Source organism: Enterobacter cloacae complex sp. I3, assembly GCF_014896175.1.
Taxonomy (GTDB): Bacteria; Pseudomonadota; Gammaproteobacteria; order Enterobacterales; family Enterobacteriaceae; genus Enterobacter; species Enterobacter bugandensis.
Genome location: NZ_JADBQZ010000001.1, coordinates 20,034 through 41,551, shown reverse-complemented (window position 1 = coordinate 41,551; position 21,518 = coordinate 20,034). Strand labels below are relative to the sequence as shown.

Annotated in this window: 20 protein-coding genes; 9 read left to right on the top strand and 11 right to left on the bottom strand. The window is 55.7% G+C overall.

All coding sequences use genetic code 11. The annotated features are described in order from the left end of the window. The first annotated feature begins 1 nt into the window (after position 1). A complete protein-coding gene (locus IM271_RS00110; protein ID WP_193051934.1) occupies positions 2-1,627 on the top strand; it encodes an alpha-amylase family protein in 1,626 nt (541 codons plus the stop codon). On the opposite strand, the gene IM271_RS00105 is transcribed toward IM271_RS00110, so the two are convergent. From IM271_RS00105 to IM271_RS00090, 4 genes are read right to left on the bottom strand one after another with little or no spacing between them, the layout of a single operon-like run. Then, positions 1,628-2,614: an SDR family oxidoreductase gene (locus tag IM271_RS00105; RefSeq protein ID WP_193051933.1), complete on the bottom strand. Its 987-nt coding sequence runs from the start codon at positions 2,612-2,614 to the stop codon at positions 1,628-1,630. Between the two features lie 17 nt (positions 2,615-2,631). Then, positions 2,632-3,150: a 2-oxo-tetronate isomerase gene (locus IM271_RS00100; RefSeq protein ID WP_192971050.1), complete on the bottom strand. Its 519-nt coding sequence runs from the start codon at positions 3,148-3,150 to the stop codon at positions 2,632-2,634. A gap of 11 nt (positions 3,151-3,161) precedes the next feature. After that, positions 3,162-3,608 carry a DUF421 domain-containing protein gene (locus IM271_RS00095; protein WP_028013100.1) on the bottom strand — a complete coding sequence of 149 codons (447 nt, stop codon included), beginning with the start codon at positions 3,606-3,608 and terminating at the stop codon, positions 3,162-3,164. 9 nt (positions 3,609-3,617) lie between these two features. Then, positions 3,618-4,121, bottom strand: a complete 504-nt coding sequence (locus tag IM271_RS00090) for a hypothetical protein (RefSeq protein WP_048959564.1) — start codon at positions 4,119-4,121, stop codon at positions 3,618-3,620. A gap of 139 nt (positions 4,122-4,260) precedes the next feature. Here IM271_RS00090 and IM271_RS00085 point away from each other — a divergent pair, with 139 nt between their 5' ends. The 4 genes from IM271_RS00085 to IM271_RS00070 all read left to right on the top strand — a co-directional run bounded on the left by IM271_RS00085 (position 4,261) and on the right by IM271_RS00070 (position 9,342). Further along, complete coding sequence (locus tag IM271_RS00085; protein ID WP_045630393.1) at positions 4,261-4,650, top strand: YdeI family stress tolerance OB fold protein; 390 nt, start codon at positions 4,261-4,263, stop codon at positions 4,648-4,650. 64 nt (positions 4,651-4,714) lie between these two features. Continuing rightward, complete coding sequence (locus IM271_RS00080) at positions 4,715-5,599, top strand: SDR family oxidoreductase (protein ID WP_028013098.1); 885 nt, start codon at positions 4,715-4,717, stop codon at positions 5,597-5,599. A gap of 182 nt (positions 5,600-5,781) precedes the next feature. Beyond that, positions 5,782-6,705, top strand: coding sequence for a LysR substrate-binding domain-containing protein (locus IM271_RS00075; protein WP_192971049.1), 924 nt, complete (start codon positions 5,782-5,784; stop codon positions 6,703-6,705). A 255-nt stretch (positions 6,706-6,960) separates the two neighbouring features. After that, positions 6,961-9,342 carry a glucose/quinate/shikimate family membrane-bound PQQ-dependent dehydrogenase gene (locus tag IM271_RS00070; RefSeq protein ID WP_192971048.1) on the top strand — a complete coding sequence of 794 codons (2,382 nt, stop codon included), beginning with the start codon at positions 6,961-6,963 and terminating at the stop codon, positions 9,340-9,342. A gap of 76 nt (positions 9,343-9,418) precedes the next feature. Here the strand turns inward: IM271_RS00070 and IM271_RS00065 are convergent, their stop codons facing one another. The 4 genes from IM271_RS00065 to IM271_RS00050 all read right to left on the bottom strand — a co-directional run bounded on the left by IM271_RS00065 (position 9,419) and on the right by IM271_RS00050 (position 13,729). Continuing rightward, a complete protein-coding gene (locus tag IM271_RS00065) occupies positions 9,419-11,113 on the bottom strand; it encodes a methyl-accepting chemotaxis protein (protein ID WP_192971047.1) in 1,695 nt (564 codons plus the stop codon). Positions 11,114-11,273: 160 nt separating this feature from the next. After that, the gene (locus IM271_RS00060) at positions 11,274-12,392 is read right to left on the bottom strand and encodes an S-(hydroxymethyl)glutathione dehydrogenase/class III alcohol dehydrogenase (RefSeq protein ID WP_041910069.1); all 1,119 of its coding nucleotides are present in this window, start codon (positions 12,390-12,392) and stop codon (positions 11,274-11,276) included. Between the two features lie 31 nt (positions 12,393-12,423). Beyond that, positions 12,424-12,699, bottom strand: coding sequence for a metal/formaldehyde-sensitive transcriptional repressor (locus tag IM271_RS00055; RefSeq protein WP_028013093.1), 276 nt, complete (start codon positions 12,697-12,699; stop codon positions 12,424-12,426). A 91-nt stretch (positions 12,700-12,790) separates the two neighbouring features. After that, positions 12,791-13,729 (bottom strand): LysR family transcriptional regulator, encoded by a 939-nt coding sequence (locus IM271_RS00050; protein ID WP_192971046.1) that lies wholly within the window; start codon positions 13,727-13,729, stop codon positions 12,791-12,793. Between the two features lie 89 nt (positions 13,730-13,818). On the opposite strand from IM271_RS00050, the gene IM271_RS00045 reads away from it, so the two are divergent. From IM271_RS00045 to IM271_RS00035, 3 genes are all read left to right on the top strand, one after another. Next, a complete protein-coding gene (locus tag IM271_RS00045; RefSeq protein ID WP_045260478.1) occupies positions 13,819-14,295 on the top strand; it encodes a GNAT family N-acetyltransferase in 477 nt (158 codons plus the stop codon). Between the two features lie 121 nt (positions 14,296-14,416). Beyond that, on the top strand, positions 14,417-15,085 hold the full coding sequence (locus IM271_RS00040) for an epoxyqueuosine reductase QueH (protein ID WP_059357517.1): 669 nt from the start codon (positions 14,417-14,419) through the stop codon (positions 15,083-15,085). Between the two features lie 119 nt (positions 15,086-15,204). Beyond that, positions 15,205-15,477, top strand: a complete 273-nt coding sequence (locus tag IM271_RS00035) for a YqjD family protein (protein ID WP_028013089.1) — start codon at positions 15,205-15,207, stop codon at positions 15,475-15,477. Positions 15,478-15,502: 25 nt separating this feature from the next. On the opposite strand, the gene IM271_RS00030 is transcribed toward IM271_RS00035, so the two are convergent. Continuing rightward, positions 15,503-16,966, bottom strand: a complete 1,464-nt coding sequence (locus tag IM271_RS00030; RefSeq protein WP_193051932.1) for an EAL domain-containing protein — start codon at positions 16,964-16,966, stop codon at positions 15,503-15,505. A gap of 280 nt (positions 16,967-17,246) precedes the next feature. Between IM271_RS00030 and IM271_RS00025 the strand changes: the two genes are divergently transcribed. After that, the gene (locus tag IM271_RS00025; protein WP_028013087.1) at positions 17,247-18,131 is read left to right on the top strand and encodes a hypothetical protein; all 885 of its coding nucleotides are present in this window, start codon (positions 17,247-17,249) and stop codon (positions 18,129-18,131) included. Between the two features lie 34 nt (positions 18,132-18,165). Here the strand turns inward: IM271_RS00025 and IM271_RS00020 are convergent, their stop codons facing one another. Together IM271_RS00020 and IM271_RS00015 are read right to left on the bottom strand one after the other, a co-directional pair. After that, positions 18,166-19,341 carry an HlyD family type I secretion periplasmic adaptor subunit gene (locus tag IM271_RS00020; protein WP_028013086.1) on the bottom strand — a complete coding sequence of 392 codons (1,176 nt, stop codon included), beginning with the start codon at positions 19,339-19,341 and terminating at the stop codon, positions 18,166-18,168. Further along, positions 19,338-21,515 (bottom strand): type I secretion system permease/ATPase, encoded by a 2,178-nt coding sequence (locus IM271_RS00015; protein WP_193051931.1) that lies wholly within the window; start codon positions 21,513-21,515, stop codon positions 19,338-19,340. Before IM271_RS00015 ends, IM271_RS00020 begins: the two co-directional genes overlap by 4 nt. Between the last annotated feature and the right edge of the window lie 3 nt (positions 21,516-21,518).

Below are 21,518 nucleotides of genomic sequence, written 5' to 3'. Positions count from 1 at the left end.
TATGACGGACTGGCATACACGGGCCATTATCTACCAGATTGATACCGCGCTTTTTTACGATATGAACGGCGATGGCTGCGGGGACATCGCCGGGATCGCGGCCAAGCTGCGCTATATTCGCCGCATGGGGGCGACAGTTATCTGGATCACCCCGTTTTACCTCACGCCCTTTCTCGATGAGGGCTACGACGTCAGCGACCATCTGCAGGTGGACCCCCGCTTCGGAAAACTGGCCGATATCATCGCCTTTATCGAACAGGCCCGGGAGCTGGGCATGCAGGTTATTATTGAGCTGCTGATCCAGCACACCTCGGACGCCCATCCCTGGTTCCAGCAGGCCCGCCGCAGCCCCGCCTCGCCCTATCGCGATTACTATATCTGGTCGGATAACGACGACGACGATACGCCCCCCATGTTTCCCGGCGTGGAAAAGAGCGTCTGGAGCTGGGACGACGAAGCGGGACAGTATTACCGGCACATGTTCTACCGCCACGAGCCGGACCTGAACCTGACCTCGCCCGCCGTGCTTAAGGAGATTGAGTATATTATCCTCTTCTGGCTCAAGCTGGGGGTATCGGGATTTCGACTGGATGCCGCATCACACCTCACGAAGCAGGCGGGCAACGGTGACGAGAAAAAGGGCCTGTGGATCCTGGAGCACATGCGCCGTCTTATCGAACAGCGTAATCCGGATGCGATCCTGCTCGGCGAAGTGGACGTAGACGTTGAGGTTTATAAAGACTATTTCGGCAATAACGACCGCCTGCATCTGGTGCTCAACTTCTGGCTCAACAAGTATTTCTACGTCAGCCTGGCCAGAAAAAGCGCCCGCCCGCTGCGCAACGCGGTGAAGAAAATGATCGTCCCGCCAGATTCATGCTGTTTTGCCAACTGGCTGCGCAACCATGACGAGCTGGATCTGGAAGGGATTAGCCAGAAAGATAAACAGTTCGTGCTCGACACCTTCGCCCCTGACGAGGAGATGAACGTCTATCAGCGTGGGATCCGCCGACGTCTGGCCCCGATGCTGAATGGCGATCCAAAGCGGCTGGCGTTCTGCCACGCGGTGCTCTTTTCCCTGCCGGGCGTCCCGGTGATGCGCTACGGGGATGAGATCGGCATGGGTGACGACCTTGAACTGGAGGAGCGCTACGCCGTCCGCACCCCAATGCAGTGGGCGGGTTCACAGGGCGGCGGGTTTTCGGCAGCCGATCCTGAAAAATTTATTGCGCCGATAATCGACCACGGGCCCTACCGCTATCAGAAAATCAACGTCGCCGATTCGCTGCTCCACCGCAACTCGCTCCTGCACCGGATTATTGATATTGCTAATACCCGATCGGAGTTCCCCGAAATTGCCGTGGCGCCCTTTCGCCTCATCACCCTCAATCATGACGCGGTGCTGGGGATCTATTACGAGACCGACGAGCGCAGCATTCTGACATTCGTAAACTTCAGCGACCAGCCGGTGCAGTTCACCGCAAGAGGGATCCGCAACGCCACCTGGACCGCCTGCCTCGCGGACAAACGCTACGACGACGCGCTGGTTTGCGGCAAAACCGTCGAACTCAGTATTGGCGCCTACGGCTACCGCTGGTTCTGGACGCACCGCAGCGCGCTGCGATGATTAGCGTTTCCGGTGGGTTATCAGACGCGTCAGCATAATCCCCGCCACCGCGAGGGCCCCCAGCGCCACCTTGCCCGGCATACCGGAGGTGACGGACGTAGCGCGGTTCTTCGCTTCGTCGGTAAAACGACCATGGATTTTGTGCAGGTCGTCAATCGGCTGGTCGAGATAGTCCCGCCGATCCGCTGCGTTCAGATCGTCGGTCATCTGGCCTTCCCAGGCTTTTTTTACCATCAGACGGTCAAGGTAGCCCGGAAAGAAGAATTGCCCGACGATGGACTGGATAGTGCTGCTGCCCACCCACAGCTCGCGCACCGGTTTCTGCGCAACCTTAAAGATGGCGCTGGCGGCCACTTCAGGCTCAAAGACCGGCGGCACCGGTCGCATCGCCCAGGCGAACTTATTCCTTGCCCATTCGAACTGCGGCGTATTGAGCCCCGGCATCTGCACCATGGAAAGCTGAACCCGGCTGTTCTCGTGCATCAGCTCCGTGCGCACCGCATCGGTGAACCCGCGGATCGCCGCTTTGGCCCCGCAGTAGGCCGACTGCAAAGGGATGGAACGGTAGGCCAGCGCGGACCCCACCTGAATAATTACCCCCCTGTCGCGGGGCACCATCAGCTCCAGCGCGGCGCGGGTGCCGTTAACAAAACCGAGATAGGTAACATCTGTCACGCGACGAAACTCATCCGGCGTCAGGGTACGAAACGGCGCCAGCACGGCCCCCATCGCATTGTTGACCCAGACATCAATCGCCCCGAGGCGATACTCGATCTCGTTAGCCGCATCCACCACCGCCTGACTGTCGGCGACGTCCGCCTGCACCGCGTGGGCATTAACGCCGAAGCGGCGCAGCTCTTCCTGGGTGGAGTGCAGGCTGGCTTCATCGCGGGCGATAAGCCCCACATCGTAACCTGCCTTTGCAAATTTCAGCGCCGTGGCTTTTCCCACGCCCGCCGTCCCGCCGGTAATCACTATGACCGCCATAGAACCTCCGCGTGAATTTAGCCGTTATTGCCGTCCGACAATGTTGTCACCAGTTCAGCGAGCGAAAATTGCACCGCTTTTTCCACCACATCCTGGCAGTCGCCGGAGAAAAGGACGGTGCGGGTTTTCGTCTCACCGCAGATATTCCAGGCAAAGCAGACCGTTCCCGCCGCCGTGCCGTCATCGCCTCCTTCCGGGCCCGCGTAGCCGCTGATGGCGATGCTGATATCCGCCTGGGCAATGTCGCGGATGCTGGCGGCCATCTCGGTCACCGTCTGTTCACTGACGGCGGTATAGCGCGCCAGCGTCTCCTGACGCACGCCGAGGATCCGCGATTTGGCTTCATCGCTGAACACAACCAGCCCGACGTCATAAAAATCGGCCGTGTTTTCCTCTGCACACAGCGCCACCGAGAGCTTTCCTCCCGTGCAGGATTCCGCGGTGGTTAAGCGCAGCCCGGCATCGGTTAATTTACTCGCCAGCTTTTTGGTGAGTTCACTCTCGGTATAATGACTGTCGTGTAAAAGATTGCTCATCTTGCCGCCTCTTATTTTTCAACAGGAATGATTGAAATATGTCCATTGCGCTCAAGTATGGCATATTTAATTTCGCTAAGTTCTGTAATGCCATTATTTTGACGCGCTGAAACCAGAATATCATCACAAGATACGTCGACTTTTTTTAGCTTATCCGCTAATGGAACGCCATTCTCAACCAGAATCACAGGGGTCCCATCAAGAATATTCTCCACCGGGGAAAAATATTTCTTCATCAGGCCAAATATAATGTCAACGACCACCAGCGTGGTAATGGTAATCATTGCACCGGTAACGGAGAAATCCTGCCCCAAAAGCGCCTGCTGCGTCGCCTCACTAATAATTAAGAGGAGGATGAGATCAAAGCTGGTCATCTGCAGCAGCGCCCGTCGCCCTGCCACTTTAAATACCACCACGAGAAACAGATAAATCGCCAGCGCGCGAAAGACCATATCCATATCAGCCTCCTAGGGGTAAATAAATTGCCAGAGGTTAATCTCCGGCTCGTTGTTGACGCGGATGACGGTGTTCCATTTACCGGCTCTGGAAGGTGTCGTGAAGTATAAAACAGAGAAGTTGTCTGATTTTTGCAGGTCGTCATAGACCAAATAGAGGGTTTTGCCGTGGCTATACATTTTGTCTGGCTGCGGCCAGACGCTGCCGGGCTCGTACACGTCGCTGCTGTCGGTGGTCAGGCTGAGGGTATAGCTGCCCTCCGTCTTCACCGGGAAGGTGACCTGCATTCTTGACTCCGTCTCCCGCCGGCCGAAGCGTTCATAGTTTATGCTCAAGGAGTTAGCGGAATTGGTTTTGGCCGTATCGCTCACCACTCCGCTGGAAAACAGACCAGCAACCGCTGCGATGATAATAGCCAGAAGGACCACAAAACCCACCTGGCGAAATGAATATTCAAACCTCAACAAGCGATAACTCTCATCTATCCCGGGTAACTTTTCATTTTCATGCTTCATAGTCGTTGTCACCGTTTCGCTTATTTCAAGATAGTTTTGATTTCCAAAGAAAATGTTTTTAAGACTTATCACATTTGCCACATAAAGGAATAGCAACAATACTTAATATGTCAAGACACTCAAAAATGAAGGATATCAGATGAAATTATCACTTATTTCCGCTTTTTTGATATTTCTGGTTCCAGTTGCATGGGCAGATAATAACGGCGGGTTACAAAAAGGTGAAGCACCGCCACCGCCCCACGCGCTGGACAGCGGATATCGTGGAACCGATGACGCGCGTATTATGACCATCGATCAGGCAAAACAATTGCACGATGGCGCGACAATTTCATTGCGCGGTAATCTTATTGACGGTAGCGGCGATAAGTTTGTATTCCAGGATAAAACCGGAAAAATCGACGTTATTATTCCCCAGGCAGTCTTCGACGGCAGAACGGTAAAACCCGATCAGATGATCAGTATCAACGGTTCGCTTGATAAAAAATCATCGCCTGCCGTCGTTCGTGTTGATCGTTTGCAGAAATAATTCAGCGAAGCGTTAACGCTGCAACTATCCATCAAATCTCACCCCTTGGCTTAAGGAGTCAGCTATGAGTGATACTACACAACGTACGAACGCTTACCCGAAACCCCCGTTCCCGGAACAGCCGCAAACGCCGCCGGGACTGGCGTCTGAAATGCAGCCTGTACCCGACCACGGTGAAACAAGCTATAAAGGGCATGGCCGCCTTGCCGGCAAAAAAGCGCTGATCACCGGTGGTGACTCCGGGATTGGACGCGCAGTGGCTATCGCCTACGCCCGTGAAGGGGCAGACGTCGCCATCAACTATCTGCCTGAAGAAGAGAAAGATGCCGCCGAGGTCATCGACCTGATCAAAGCGGAAGGCCGCAAGGCCATCGCGCTGCCCGGAGACGTCCGGGACGAGACCTTTTGCCAGAATCTGGTCGAAGAAGCCGTTTCGAAGCTGGGCGGGCTGGATATTCTGGTCAACAACGCAGGCCGCCAGCAGTTCCGGGAATCCCTTGAAGAGCTGACCACTGAAGATTTTGACGCGACGTTTAAAACCAACGTTTACGCCCCCTTCTGGATCACCAAGGCCGCCCTGCGCCACCTGAAAGCGTCGTCCGTGATCATTAACACTTCCTCCGTTCAGGCGGTGAAGCCCAGCCCCGTACTGCTGGACTATGCTCAGACGAAGGCCTGTCTGGCGGTGTTTACTAAATCCTTAGCCAAACAGCTGGGTCCGAAAGGCATTCGCGTCAACGCGGTCGCCCCCGGCCCGTACTGGACGGTACTCCAGTCCAGCGGCGGCCAGCCGATGGAGAAAGTGAAGGAGTTCGGGGGGGATACCCCGCTGGGTCGTCCGGGACAGCCCGTCGAGATTGCCCCGCTGTACGTCACACTGGCCTCGGATGAGTGTTCCTTTACCTCCGGTCAGGTATGGTGCTCTGACGGCGGCGACGGCGTGATCTAAACCGGTTTGCAGCTTATCCCTCCGCAGTGAGCAATAAATGAACAAGGACGTTCATCACCCACCTCGCCTGAAAAACATGTTGTAACTCAAACAGATCAAATGTTAAAAATATTTTGCTATCAAGTTATCAAAATTAAACAACTTAACTTGTCACCCGCATCGCTCTGTTTTTAACATCGCCTATGGAAAAAAATGGTCTGTTCAGTCAGCGCATACGCTTGCGCCATTTGCATACATTTGTGGCCGTCGCTCAACAGGGAACGCTGGGGCGCGCGGCTGAAACTCTTAACCTGAGCCAGCCCGCGCTCTCGAAAACCCTTAACGAGCTAGAACAGCTGACCGGCGCCCGTCTATTTGACCGCGGTCGGCTGGGGGCACAGCTGACTCTGGTGGGCGAACAGTTCCTGACGCACGCCGTGAAGGTGCTGGATGCGCTCAACACCGCAGGCCAGTCCCTGCACCGAAAAGAAGAGCAGACCAGCGAGGTGGTGCGCGTCGGCGCCCTGCCAACCGCGGCGCTGGGGATCCTACCGCCCGTTATTGGTCAGTTCCATAAGCAGCAGCGAAATACCACTATTCAGGTTGCCACCATGAATAACACCATGCTGCTCGCGGGGCTGAAATCGGGTGAGCTTGATCTCGGTATCGGTCGAATGTCCGACCCCGAGCTGATGGGCGGTCTCAATTATGAACTGCTGTTCCTGGAATCCCTGAAGCTGGTGGTTCGACCCGATCATCCCCTGCTGCAGGACACGGTGACGTTAAGCCGGGTGATGGAGTGGCCGGTGGTGGTTTGCCCGAAAGGGACCGTCCCGCGCCAGGCCGCCGAAACCTTGCTGCAGATGCAGGGGTGTACGCTACCCTCAGGGTGCATCGAAACGCTTTCGGCTTCTCTTTCGCGCCAGCTTACCCTGGATTATGACTACGTCTGGTTCGTCCCCTCCGGTGCGGTAAAAGATGATTTGCGTAAGGGCACGCTGACCGCCCTGCCGATCGCCTCCCCGGGTGCGGGTGAACCCATCGGTATTTTGACCCGGGTAGATACTCCCCTTTCCACGGGCGCACAAACGCTGCTGAGCGCTATCCGTAAATCTATGCCTGTCTGATTCCCTTCACCCCTCACCCAGTTCCCTCTCCCTGTGGGAGAGGGAACTGGGCTGTGCGTTAATCAAATAATGCGGAATGATCCATTAACAATTGCGTAAAACAAATTAACAGTTTTATCATAACGACGGATTCACCATTTGGTTCGTTAATCGTTATATAAAAAAGAATTCACTCGTTTTAATCATTACTCTCCCCGCCTTTATTATCCATATGGTACATACCCGGCAATGCGGAGAGATTCAAAGGAGACAGAAATGGCATTTGGCAGCGCGCCGCGCGGGATACCTCGTATTTTGCAGTGGCTCCTTGCCGGACTGATGTTGCTCATCGGTCTGGCGGTCGGCGGGTTGGGCTTCAAGCTCGCCGCCGTAGGCGGAAGTTTTTACTTCGTGATAATGGGCGTGGTGATGGTCATTGCCGCGCTACTGATTTTCCTCAATCGCAGCAGCGGGATCGTGCTTTACGGCATCGCGTTTATTGCCTCGCTGTTCTGGGCGGTAAGCGATGCGGGCTGGGATTTCTGGCCGCTATTCTCGCGCCTGTTCACCTTCGCCGTACTGGCCTTCCTCTGCGCCATCGTCTGGCCTTTCCTGCGCGCGGCAAACCGCGGCGCAGCGAATAAAGCCCCGGCTTATGGCGTTGCGGCGGTTCTCGCACTGGCGATGCTGGTCAGCCTCGGCTGGATGTTTAAGCCGCAAACCCTCGTGGCGGCGAACGAGCTCGTTCCGGTGAAACCCGTTGCTCCCGGCGAACAGCAGAAAAACTGGGAACACTGGGGCAACACCACCCACGGCGACCGCTTCGCCGCGCTGGACCAGATTAACAAGCAAAACATCAGCGATCTGAAAGTCGCCTGGGTGGCGCACACCGGGGATATTCCGCAGAGCAACGGCTCCGGCGCGGAAGATCAGAACACGCCGCTGCAAATTGGCGACACGCTCTTTGTCTGTACCCCGTACAGTAAAGTGCTGGCGCTGGATGTGGATTCAGGTAAAGAAAAATGGCGTTATGATTCGAAAGCCACCGCGCCGAACTGGCAGCGTTGCCGTGGTCTGGGCTACTTTGAAGATCATGCAAACGTGACAGCGTCACAGACCGGGACGTCTCCAGCGGCATGCCCTCGCCGCCTGTTCCTGCCTACCACCGATGCCCGTCTGATTGCCATCAACGCGGATAATGGCAAGCTCTGCGACGACTTTGGCGACCATGGCACCGTTGACCTGAGCGTTGGCATGGGCGAAATCAAGCCGGGCTATTATCAGCAGACCTCCACGCCGCTGGTGGCCGGAAACGTCGTTGTCGTCGGCGGTCGCGTCGCGGATAACTTCTCCACCGGGGAGCCGCCGGGCGTGGTGCGCGCCTACGACGTTCACACCGGTAAGCTCGCCTGGGCGTGGGATCCGGGTAATCCGAACCTGACCGGCCTGCCGCCGGAAGGCCAGACCTACACGCGCGGCACGCCGAACGTCTGGTCTGCAATGTCTTACGACGCTAAGCTGAACCTGATCTACCTGCCAACCGGCAACGCCACGCCAGACTTCTGGGCAGGCGAGCGTACCGCGCTGGACGATAAGTACAGTTCCTCCATCGTCGCCGTCGACGCGGCCACCGGACAGGTACGCTGGCATTTCCAGACCACCCACCACGACCTGTGGGATTTCGACCTGCCTTCCCAGCCGCTGCTGTACGACCTGCCGGACGGCAAAGGCGGCACCACGCCTGTACTGGTCCAGACCAGCAAGCAGGGCATGATCTTTATGCTCAACCGTGAAACCGGCAAGCCGGTGGCGAAGGTCGAGGAACGTCCAGTTCCGGCGGGTAACGTTGAAGGTGAACGCTACTCTCCGACCCAGCCGTACTCCGTGGGCATGCCGATGATTGGCAACCAGACGTTAACTGAGTCCGACATGTGGGGGGCGACGCCTGTCGACCTGCTTCTGTGCCGCATTCAGTTTAAAGAGATGCGTCATCAGGGCGTCTTCACCCCGCCGGGTCTCGACCGTTCCCTGCAGTTCCCCGGCTCGCTCGGCGGGATGAACTGGGGCAGCGTCTCCGTTGACCCGAACAACAGCCTGATGTTCGTCAACGATATGCGTCTGGGGCTGGCAAACTACATGGTACCGCGCGCGAACGTGGCGAAAAACGCCAGCGGCATTGAGATGGGGATTGTCCCGATGGACGGCACGCCGTTCGGCGCAATGCGCGAACGCTTCCTGTCGCCGCTGGGCATTCCGTGCCAGAAGCCGCCGTTCGGAACCATGTCGGCCGTTGACCTGAAAACCGGCAAGCTGGTGTGGCAGGTACCGGTTGGTACCGTGGAAGATACCGGCCCGCTGGGCATTCGCATGCACATGCCAATCCCAATCGGGATGCCAACGCTGGGCGCGTCGCTGTCAACCCAGTCCGGCCTGCTGTTCTTCGCCGGCACCCAGGATTTCTACCTGCGCGCGTTTGATACCGCCACCGGGAAAGAGATCTGGAAGGACCGCCTGCCGGTCGGCAGCCAGTCCGGCCCGATGACCTACGTCTCGCCGAAAACCGGTAAGCAGTACATCGTCATTAACGCCGGGGGCGCTCGCCAGTCGCCGGATCGCGGTGATTACGTTATCGCGTACGCGTTACCCGATAAGCAGTAACGGATGAAAAAAGGGACCGAAAGGTCCCTTTTTTGTCGGCCGGGTAAACGAAGCGCCACCCGACACGGCCGGCGACTCAGAACGTTTCCCAGTTATCACCGTTATGCGCTACCGCCGGACGTAGTGCGGCAGGTTTTACTGCCGCAGAGTTCTGCTGTTGAGTACGCCCCTGAGCCTTGCCGCTCAGACGAAACGCCCCGACCGCCTCTGTCAGACGCGCGCCCTGTTCTTCCAGCGACGCGGCCGCCGCGGAGGCCTCTTCCACCAGCGAGGCGTTCTGCTGAGTCACTTTATCCATCTCCGAAATAGCCTGGCTGACCTGCACGATACCGCGGCTCTGCTCGTCAGACGCGGCGGCAATCTCCAGCATAATGTCGGTGACGCGCTTCACCGCCTCGACGATCTCATTCATGGTATTGCCTGCGGCAACGACTTCACCGGAACCCTGGTCTATCAGCGAGACCGATTCGTTGATCAGGCTTTCGATCTCTTTTGCGGCGTTGGCGCTGCGGCTTGCAAGGGTACGAACTTCACTGGCCACCACGGCGAACCCGCGTCCCTGCTCGCCCGCCCGCGCCGCTTCTACCGCCGCGTTAAGCGCCAGGATATTGGTCTGGAAGGCGATGCTGTTGATCACCGCGGTAATCTCAGAGATTTTCTTCGAACTGCTTGAGATATTGCCCATAGTTTTCACCACACCGGAGACCATCTGGCCGCCGCGGCTGGCTTTCCCGGAGGCATCTTCCGCCAGCTTGCTGGCATGATGGGCGTTATCGGCGTTCTGCTTCACCGTCGCGGTCAGCTGCTCCATGCTGGCGGCAGTCTGCTCAATCGCCGCGGCCTGCTGCTCGGTGCGTGATGAGAGATCGGTGTTACCGGCAGAGATCTCGCTGGTACCCCGGTAGATCTCCTCCGCTCCCTGACGGACGGTGCCGACCGTTGTTTCAAGGGAGTGCTGCATGGTTTGCAGATCGCGCGTCAGGCGGCCAATTTCGCTGCGTCCGGCCACGTCGTCCGGCATCGTCAGGTCGCCTTTGGCGATATTCTCGATACGTTTCGCTGCACGCTGGAGCGGATTAATGACCGTGCGGCGCAGCACGACGAAGGTCATCGCGGTCAGCGCCAGCGCCAGCGCAAACGCGCCCACCATAAACATCAGACCCAGCTGCGTGCGGCTGTGCGCCTGCGCCGTCAGCGCATTGGCGCGGTCGGTGCGGATCTTAATCGCCTTCAGCAGAACGGCGTTGTAAGCATCGTCCAGCGGGCGCGCGGTCTCATTTTCGTGGTTGATGATCGCCTCGAACATGCCGTTTTTGGCAAATTTGACCATCGGCTGGAGGCCCGCAATATAGGCGTCGTAGCGTGCCTTCAGGTCTGCATCCAGCGCTTCGTCCGCAGCGCTACGGACGGAACGATGCATATAGGCGGTAAAGCTATCCTGGGATTGCTTAATGCGCGTTTCCGCCTCACGGATGTTCTGCTTCATGGCCTCCATCTCCGCGATACGGCTTGCCGCGCCGGCGTGGATCATATTGATACGCGCGGTGCGCAGATGGTTTGAGCTGTTCGACAGCCCCATACGCACCTGAATTTCGGACGTAACGTCCTGCTGATCGTTGTCCGCCTGTAGCAGGAAATACCCCGCCAGACCCGAACTCAAGGCAAACAGCAGAATAATGCCACCGAGAATGGAGGAAAACAGCGGAACCAGCCTGATGTGATGCAGGAAGCTCAGCTTGCGCTGCGCCTGCATCGAAGAAGTGTTGTCCATGACCGTCGACTCTCTTATAGGTAAGATGCGCAAAAACACGCCTGTTAGATAGTCATCGGCACGGCAGAGATTTAGATTACGGCTAAAAACGCCGCACTGGTCACACTTTAGAGAAGATTATTAAAGAAATGCCAGCGGCTAAAAACCGCTGGCAGAAGAGTTACTTGTCGCCGAAATGAATGACGGTGCGGATGGATTTTCCTTCGTGCATCAGATCGAACGCCTCGTTGATCTGCTCCAGCGGCAAACGGTGGGTGATGAACGGGTCGAGCTGTATTTTACCGACCATCGCGTCTTCCACCATGCCGGGAAGCTGGGTACGCCCCTTCACGCCGCCAAAGGCGGAGCCGCGCCAGACGCGTCCGGTCACCAGCTGGAATGGACGGGTTTTGATCTCCTGTCCTGCCCCGGCCACGCCGATGATGATGCTCTCACCCCAGCCCTTGTGGCAGCATTCCAGCGCAGAACGCATTACGTTGACGTTGCCGATACACTCGAAGCTGAAGTCCACGCCGCCGTCGGTCATCTCAACGATGACGTCCTGAATCGGTTTCTCGTGATCTTTCGGGTTCACGAAATCGGTCGCGCCCATTTCACCCGCCAGCTTGAATTTTTCCGGGTTGGTATCGACCGCGATGATACGCCCGGCCTTCGCCTGCACCGCGCCCTGAATCACCGCCAGACCAATGCCGCCGAGACCAAACACCGCCACGGTGTCGCCCTCTTTGACTTTTGCCGTGTTATGCACCGCGCCAATGCCGGTGGTTACGCCACAGCCCAGCAGGCAGACTTTATCCAGCGGCGCCTGCGGGTTGACCTTCGCCAGCGAGATCTCCGCGCAAACGGTGTATTCGCTGAAGGTGCTGGTACCCATGTAGTGATAGATTGGCTCACCGTTGTAGGAGAAACGGGTGGTGCCGTCCGGCATCAGCCCTTTCCCCTGAGTGGCGCGCACGGCCTGGCAGAGGTTAGTTTTACCGGATTTACAGAACTTACACTCGCCGCATTCCGCCGTGTACAGCGGGATAACGTGATCGCCTGGCTTCAGGCTGGTCACGCCCTCGCCCACTTCCACCACAATCCCGCCGCCTTCATGACCCAGCACCGCCGGGAAGACGCCTTCCGGATCGTCACCGGAGAGGGTAAATGCATCGGTATGGCACACGCCGGTATGGGTGATTTTGATCAGCACTTCGCCTTTTTTCGGCGGTGCGACGTCGATGTCGACGATTTTCAGCGGCTGGCCGGGGCCAAATGCAACAGCTGCGCGAGATTTCATCATGTCTTCCCTTTTTGTCAGGTGTGTGGATTTATTTTAGATAAGAGCGCAGCAAATGGCCGACTTCCGCCATGCGTACGGCTCGCTGATCCGGCGTTGTGTCTCCCGTCACCAGCTCGTCTTTGAGATGTATTTCAACCATTTCGCCCATCAGGCCATTGGCAGCGCCGCGCACGGCGGCAATTTGCTGCAGGATGGCCAGACAGGGGTCGCCCGACTCCAGCGCGCGTTCAAGGGCATCAACCTGGCCCCGAATGCGGCGGACGCGGGTAAGAATACGTTTTTTATCTTCGGGTGAGTGCGGCATATGCCCTCCTGATACTATAGGGGGGTATGGTATATGAGTTATCTTACATATGTAAACTTACTTTTAACGTGAAATCTAGATCGCGCTGAGCTTATCCGGCACTCATCCCCCTGCCATCTTGCGCCAGCATTTGCAGCTCCTCCTGAAGCCATCGGGTCGCCCCCCGCTGGCCGCTGCGCTTATGCGAGTAAATTTTCACCTCAAATTTGGGAATAGAGAACGGCAAGGCAAAAATCCTCAGTTCCGCCGCCGCAACCAGCTTCTCGGCGGCGTAACGAGGAATGGCCATCAGCAGGTCGCTTTCCGCAACGATAAATGGCGCGCTCAGCATCGACGGCGTTTTGATCGCAATGTGCCGCGTATAGCCCAGCTGCTCGAGCCGCACGTCCAGGACGCCCTGCTTTTCATTCCACGGCGTCACCACCAGGTGTCGGGCCGCGAGATAATCCTCCAGCGTTAGCCGGGTCCGGCTTGCGTTGCTGATAACCACATACTCATCCTCAAACCAGCCGATCTCTTCCAGTTCCGGATGGCGGATATCGTCCTCGGTGCTGAAACCCAGCGCCAGATCTACCTCGCCCGCCAGCAGCTCCGTCAGCGCCGGGCTGTGCGGCAGATAGCGCAATTCGAAACGCAAGCCCGGGGCAGCAGTCTGCAGCTTGTGCATCAGAGCGGGAAAAATACATAGCGCGGTAAAATCCGTAATCCCAATTTGCAAGCTTTCGGTACTGCTGGCGGCGTCAAACTCCGGCTGCGGGGTCAGCTCCTGATTAAGGAACGACAATGCGGAAGCAATAGAAGGCGCAAGCTGAGAGGCGTACACGCTGGGGGACATACGATGCCCTTCCCGAAAAAAGAGCGGATCGTTAAGGGCCGTGCGCAGACGCGACAGCGCATGGCTCAGCGCCGAGGTGCTCATCGCCAGCTCGTCGGCTGCGAGGCGAACAGAACGGTGGCGGTAAATGGCGTCAAAAACGGGCAGCAGGTTTAAATCAAGACGTCTCAGCGCCGGATGCATAATATTCATCATTTGTTGATTTCATTGCACTTAATTCTTCGGACAATACTCCGTATGCTTAACGCCATCAATCGCGAACCGTGCAAATAACAGGAAAAACAATGAGCATAACCCTTCGTCAGGCCCGTCCCGAAGATGCAGCGGCTATTTACGCCATGATCTATGAGCTGGCGGTATATGAAAAAGCCCCCGAAGAGGTCGTAACCACGCCGGACGAGATCCGGGAAACCCTCTTTGGTGCGGGCAGTAAAACCGAGGCGTTGATCGCTGAGTTTGACGGCAGGATCGCCGGCTATGCCGTGTTCTTCACCAGCTATTCGACCTGGCTTGGACGCAACGGGATTTATATGGAAGACCTGTACATTTCCCCGGACTACCGCGGTAAAGGCGCAGGCAGAGCGCTGCTGAAACATATCGCTCAACTCGCGGTAAAACGGCAATGTGGCCGCCTTGAATGGAGCGTGCTGGACTGGAACCAGCCCGCCATCGATTTTTATCTCAGCATTGGCGCGCTGCCGCAGTCCGAATGGGTGCGCTACCGTCTTGACGGCGAAGCGCTGCTCAAATTTGCCGAATAGCGGCACCGCTCAGCGCGAGGATCCCGACCAGGCGGATCCTCGATTCCCGCCAGTACTGTCTGAAGACATTAATAACTTGTGCTACAATTCCATAAATTTCATTAACATATTGTAGAACATCATGAGTACAACCCCCTTCATCCGCCCGCAGCTCACCCTGCCAAACGGCGCCGATAAACTTCTGCTGCACTCCTGCTGCGCCCCCTGCTCCGGTGAAGTCATGGAAGCTATTCAGGCCTCGGGCATTGACTACACCATTTTCTTCTATAACCCCAACATCCATCCGCAAAAGGAATACCTCATCCGTAAGGAAGAAAACATTCGTTTTGCAGAAAAACACGGCGTGCCGTTTGTTGATGCCGATTACGATACCGATAACTGGTTCGAGCGTGCAAAAGGCATGGAGTGGGAGCCCGAGCGCGGCGTCCGCTGCACCATGTGCTTCGATATGCGCTTCGAGCGTACGGCGCTCTACGCGGCGGAAAATGGTTTCAGCGTTATCAGCAGCTCGCTGGGGATCTCTCGCTGGAAGAATATGCAGCAGATCAATGACTGCGGCCAGCGTGCGGCAGCGCGCTATCCGGGGATGGTCTACTGGGACTACAACTGGCGCAAACAGGGCGGCTCATCACGCATGATTGAGATCAGCAAGCGGGAACAGTTTTACCAGCAGGAATATTGCGGCTGCGTGTATTCCCTTCGGGACAGCAACCTGCACCGCAAGTCTCAGGGCCGCCCGCTTATCCGCATTGGCAAACTGTATTACGGCCATGATGAGAACGAAAAATAACGGCCTCTTCTGGTGTAGATATATCCGAAAACCGGCCAATTCCCTCCGAAATTTAGCGTTCCGCCTCTCATCTTTTCAAAGAGAGGCTATCCTTTAACTATCAACAAAAGGAGGCAAAAATGTCTGATTTCGGTACTGATAAAAACACCCAGTTTGCTGAAGACAAAGCAAAAAATAAATTTGATGAACTTTCAGGTTCAGCCCAGCAGCAGTTCGGTGAATTCGTTGATTCACCGAAGCATCAGGTAAAAGGCGCTGCGAAAAAATATGCCGCACAGGCCAGCGATGCTGTCTCTGACGTGACTGAAGCGGTCAGAAATAACCCGCTCACCGGTCTTATCGCCGCGGGTGCGGTCGGTATTGTGCTTGGCCTGTTGCTGGGGCGCAAATAAACAAGGCCCTTCGGGGCTTTATTTTTTAGCTGAACAATCTCACCATGCGGTCTAATTCCTCCTCTTTCACGGCGCGAGAGAGATAATATCCCTGAAAGTTTTTCACACCAAGCTCGACTAATTTTTCAAACTTCTCCTCACTGTCAACGCCCTCTGCAATGCAAGCTGTTCCGGTCATGTCGCTGTAAATCTGTATCGCTTTAATCAGATTATAATCGTTGTCGTTCGCCACAAAATGATCGACGATGTCCCGATCCAGTTTCAGCCCATCAAAATGCACCTGCCTCACGGGGAACATGGCATGATGGCTTGAGAAGCAGTCGTCAAGAAACAGTTTGCACCCCGTTTTACGCAGGTGCCGCATGGTTTCTGGGATGCTTTTATCTTTCGTTACATCAATATCTTCCGCGAATTCAAAGACCAGCTTTTCTGCCCACTGGGGGTTAAGCAGCATGCCGATGGCTTTCCTGGCCATCTCTGGCAGCGCGTTCCCGGACGCCAGGCGAGGCGGTATATTAACGGAAAAATAGAATTTACCGTTATATTTATTAATCCCGGACACGGCGGCGTGGATCACCATAGCCGTAATCTTTAGCCATACTTCATAATTAGCGATATTATTCAGAAAACGGGCTGGCTTGACTATTTTACCGTTCTTATTCCAGCGAATAAGTATCTCAAACCCCACTCCTTTCTTGTCACGATCGGTAATGATCTGGTAGGCGGGGAATATCTCCCTTTTCACCAGCGCATTAAAAACTTCCGCTTCTTTATCCGTGAAGTCCACTCTTTGATTTTGGTTTTTAATCCGCCTTTCCACTTTTACATTGCGCGGTTCATTCAACCATCGCTTGATACAATGTAATTTCTGCAGACCTTCTTTACGATGGGTGTAAACCGTTTTATTAGAAAGCCTCAGTTTGTCGCACAGGTCTTTTATAGACATGCCGCGATAGAAGTTCAATAAAACATCAACCTCTCTTCTTGTCAGCCATTTGAGTTTTTCTGACGAAGAACAGTCCAGATAGTAATCGCGTAATAAGCGCGAGCGGTCCTTAAAGCCATAATTGTGGGTGTGGAAACAGGATATTACATCAGATACGCTGGCTATGCGAATCAATGATAATTGATGACTGTTATTTAGAAGACTACCCAGGGTTCGATACAGCCAGCTGTCCGGTATATCACCATACAGGGTAACACGACGAATAACAGGAAGTGCATTGAGTACGGATGCCAGTCGCGTCAGGCTCTCCAGGAGAGCTACCGTACCTTTTCCCAGGAACACTACGATGTGAGCGTTTTGATGAATAAGGATATTTTCCTTGTCAGGATCAGATAACGCATCTCCATCAAAGTGAATATGCGCAGTCTCTATGCCGTGTTTTTTGAGCAGCAGGTGATATCCCTGAAACGTAAAGCCGCAAGTTGAAATGACAAATCTTTGCTCGTTGCGCGCATCATTCCTGAGAGAAATTTGGTGGGTCATAACCTGCTCCTGGGCACGAAAGCGCCATTATTATTATGAGTATGTAAACCAACAGCGGTGTGTATAATAATTTTACAATACACCATCAGGTTAAGATACTGTTATCAACGCCATGCACTGTAACATCTTTGCGTTAATCACCCTTTTCCACGCATAAATATAACTCTATATTTCTTTTAAAATACCGACCGCAAGCCACTTTTTCTCAGGTATAATGAAAATTCCGAAAAAGAAGGCTGGATACTTCATCTATCGGCTCATCAAATACGAGAAAAATGCTATGGATAATCACATCTCATCCAGGGCCTTGCTACATCGAAGGGATGTTATAAAAAGCAACCCGCGGTTTAGTGAGGCAATATTAGAGCACTACACAATCAATGACGCCATCTACAAAAAACAACCCTTGTTCTACAAGACAATGCTTCAGGAATCACGGTTTAACATTATTCTTTCCATGTGTTGTTTTATATTTGGCAATCAGGCCGAATCCGTCTCAGAGATAAAAGAGTTATGTTCCCGCTATAAAATAGCCAGCCCCAACAGCGTTATTGCGATCATTACGTTACTCAGAACCACGGGACGCATCAGGACCTGGCGCTGTACGGAAGACCGGCGAAAAACGAGAATTGCCCCAACCGAAAAAGGATTGAATGAACTCAAACGCTATATGTCCGGTGCATTTTTACCCGTCAGCATTCTTTACCCGACGTTTAATATTGATGTTAACCTGCTGGATAATGACACATTGAGAAATAATTTCTTCCGCCGCGCGGCAGAATATCTTTTTCGGGGATTAACGTTCAGAAAAGTTTTACCGGAAGTGGGGTTATTTATTGATAAGGATGGAGGCCGCATGATTATGCTGTATCTTTACCTGCAGGCCATAAAAAACAAATCCGCCCACGGCGCGGTTATTCAATACTCCGCCAGCACGCTCGCTAAAGAATTCTTTGTCTCCCGGATCCACGTCAACCGGATTATCAAATCGGCGCATGAGGCAGGTTATCTTAAAGATCGCGGTGACGGTCGCCTGTCGGTGTATCCGGCGTTTTTCGAACTGGTCGAAAACTATGCCGGATTATATTTCGCCTATGTTACTCATTACATTAACGTGGTGCCGAAGGAGCGACGCCACCCAAACAACGTAACGTCAACGGTATAATACAAATGGCGTTCGGTATCCCGAACGCCAATCTTTATCTTTCGCGCAGCGCCTCTTTTGCCTTGTTCAGCGGTTTCAACAGATAATCCAGGATGGTTTTGCTGCCGGTTTTAATATCTACCGTTGCAATCATCCCTGGAAAGACCGGAAAGTCTTTGCCCTGCTTATTGGTCAGGTGGTTACTGTCGGTGCGGATATAGACGCGGTAGTAGTAGACATCTCTTTTCACCTCGTCCTGCAGGGTGTCCGGCGAAATCATGGTCACCTCGCCCTCCAGCCCGCCATAGATGGAGTAGTCATAGGCCGTAATTTTCACCAGTGCTTTCTGGCCGGGGTGGATAAACGCGACATCGCGCGGCGAGATTTTCGCCTCAACCACCATCTGGTCGTCCAGCGGGACCAGGCTCATCAGCTTGCCGTTCGGGGGAATAACGCCGCCCACGGTCGTCACGTCAATATCCTTCACAATCCCACGCACCGGCGCGTTGAAGGTCAGCCGGGTCAGGGAGTCCTCACGCCCTTTCATCACCGAACGCTGGGCTTCAATCTCCGCGTTAGCTTTCGCCAGCTCTTCGCGGGCGCGGACGTAATACTGATTTTTCATCTCGGTGATTTTATTCTCAAGCTCATTTTTTTGACGCTCAAGACGTAACACCTCAACCTTGCTGGCCGCCCCCTGGGTCACCAGCGGACGGGTCAACGACAGCTCGCGCTGCACCAGCTCGGCGCCCTGACGTAAGCCGGCCAGCCCTTTTTCAAGGCTCTCGCGACGGGACTGATAGAGCGCCGTTTCCTGTTTGACCAGCTCAACGTCATCGTCCAGCTCCTCGGGAAACGCGAGTTCCGTGTCGTTAACTTCGGCCTTCAGTCGCGCAGCCGTTGCCAGCGCCGCGTTCAGACGAGACTCGCTCTCCAGCACGCTGGACTCGGTTTTAGTCCGGTCAAGCTGTGCCAGCTGCTGACCGCGCTCAACGATATCGCCTTCGCGAACCAGCAGGCTGTGGATAATCCCCCCTTCCAGGGACTGAATCACCTGCTCATGGGAGGACGGTATCACCTTGCCGCTGCCGGTCGTGACTTCGTCCAGCTGGAACAGGCTCGCCCATGCGATAAACACCGCCAGCAGGGCGAACAGCGACCATGCCACCAGCGAGGATCGCGGCAGGCGCGGCTCTTTCAGACGGCTGTTATAACGGGAGAAATCGTTCATGCCGCACCCTCCTCTGCTACAGCCGCCGGCTTCATGGTCACGGTGCGCTGTGCCGCCTTTTGCGGCGCCAGCCCGTGCTGATGCAGGATCGCGTCGCGCGGGCCGTCCATCACCACCTTGCCGTTTTCCAGCACAATAATGCGGTCGACCAAATCCAGAATCGGCAGGCGATGCGTTGCCACCACCAGCGTCCGGCGCTTGCCCAGCCATTTGTGAAGATGCTGAATAAACTGCTTCTCGCTCATCTCGTCCAGCCAGGCGGTAGGCTCATCCAGCAGCAGGATATTCGGGGCAGTGATCAGCGCGCGCGCCAGCAGCAGCGCCTGACGCTGTCCGCCGGAGAGGCCCGTTCCGCCCTCGTTGATGATGGTGTTCAGCCCCATTTTCTGCTTACGCACGTACTCCAGCGCGCCGCTATTGACCAGCGCCTGATGAATTTCATCGTCGGTGGCAAGCGGGTTCCCCATCAGGATATTGTCCCGCACGGAGCCAAAGAACAGCCGCGCCTGCTGGCTAAGCAGCTGCATGTCACGACGCAGGTCGGCCGGGTCCAGATGATTGAGAGCAATATCGTCCAGCAGAATGCTCCCCTGCTGCGGCTCCTGCATTCCGGCCAGCAAATGCAGCAAGGTGCTTTTCCCCGAACCATTACGCCCGAGCACCGCCACGCGCTCACCGGCGCGAATGTGCAGTTTGCTGATGTTCAGCACGGTGAGTTTCTCTTCTTCGTCATAGTAGAAGCCGACGTCTTCCAGCCGGTAATCCCCGCGCAGGTGCGCTTTATGCACCTTCTTGCCGTGCTGGGGATCGTCAATCGGGCGCTGCATCAGGTCGTCCAGCCCCTTGCGGGCCACTTTTGCCGACTGCCAGCGCGAGAGCACGCCAGAGATCTGCGACAGCGGCGCGATGGTACGCGATGCCAGAATCGAGGTTCCCACCAGCGCACCGGTGGTCATGTCGCCGCTGATGACCAGGTAACAGCCCACCAGCAGGACTACCGCATAGACGATGGACTGCACCTCCTGGGTCCAGGTCAACAGCAGCCCCGTCAGCCAGCGCTGCTTCATGCCGACGCTGGCGGCCACGTCGTTGGTGTTGTTCCACTGGTTCTGGAAACGCTGCTCGGCGCGCATCAGCTTGATGTCTTCAATACCTTGCACCGCCTCCACCAGCGTCGCGTTACGAATGGCGGATTCACGCATCCCTTCGCTGGAGAGTTTCCCCAGCGGGCGCTGCACCAGCAGGCCCGGAATAAGCAGCAGCGGCACGGCGAGCAGGACCACCAGCACCAGTGGGCCGCCAATCATCCACAGAATAAAGACGAACAGCAGGAAGAACGGCAGATCGGAGATCGCCGCAATGGTGGTCGAGGTGATGAGCTCGCGCACCGACTCCAGCTCGCGGATCTGGGCGATAAACGATCCGGTTGATTTGGAGCGCGCCCCGTTTTTAATCCGCAGCGCGTGGGCAAAGACGCGTTCTGAGATGCGCAGGTCGGCGCGTTTCCCCACCACGTCCGAAATATGCACGCGCAGCATGCGCATGATGAATTCAAACACGATGGCTAGCATGACGCCGCCAAACAGTACCCACAGCGTGGCCTCCGACTGCGACGGCACCACCCTGTCGTACACCTGCATGGAGAAGACCATGCCGGAGAGCGCCAGCACGTTAGCGACCAGCGCCACCAGCATGATGTCGCTGTAGCGGCGCCAGTCCTTCAGCGCCAGCTGCCAGAACCAGTTTTTCTCATACGGTTTGATGTAGTCGTCCACGCGGGCATCCGGCGTGGACTCAAGCGGGCGCAGTACCAGCAGCGTTTTCAACCGTGAGCCGAGCGCGTCCCGCGTTAGCGTCGTCTCCAGCCCGCCGTCGCCGCTGAACTGCAGGCTGACGTTGCCTTCGTTGTCCATGCGGTTAATGACCGCGATTTGACCGCCAGTGAATTCCGCCAGCAGCGGCAGGCGCCACGGATCGAGAGATGTTGCATCCGTCGCCACGCGCATTCCCAGCCCTAGCTGGCGCGCCATCTCCTCCAGCACCAGCTGGCGCGGAGACTGACTTTCATGGTTAATCGTGACCCGAACGTGCTCCACCGAAAAGTCCAGCCGGTAGTGCTTCGCGATGATGAGCATGCCCTGCAGCCAGGGTTCGTACTGTGGATGTGTCTTCATAAT